Source organism: Rosenbergiella metrosideri (genome assembly GCF_022602565.1).
Classification (GTDB): domain Bacteria; phylum Pseudomonadota; class Gammaproteobacteria; order Enterobacterales; family Enterobacteriaceae; genus Rosenbergiella; species Rosenbergiella metrosideri.
Window position 1 is genome coordinate 1 of sequence record NZ_JALBCV010000086.1, and the last position, 267, is coordinate 267.

Annotated in this window: 1 protein-coding gene; it reads right to left on the reverse strand. The window is 68.5% G+C overall.

Features of this window, described 5'->3' with window-relative positions; genetic code table 11:
- Nucleotides 1–267 (reverse strand): hypothetical protein (locus MKR94_RS16605; protein WP_241647902.1); only part of this gene is annotated, 267 nt, incomplete at both ends.

Genomic DNA, 267 nt, shown 5'->3' on the forward strand with positions numbered 1-267 from the left:
GTGTCCAGGCCAGGCTGCAAATCAGCGGGCCGCAGCGGCGTGTTCGGCAATGCCGCCAGGCGGCTGGCCGACTTCGACTTCGACTTCGGCATCGGCGTTTGCGCGGTATCGGACACCGCTGCCGCACCCGGCGGTTCACCAGCGACATCTGCGCGCGCCTCGGCGCGTTCATCGATCAACCCGGCGACCACCACGACCACCACGACCACCACCCAATACACCACCACCGCCAGCAGCACCGTCCAGCCAGTGGTCGACTGCAGCGCC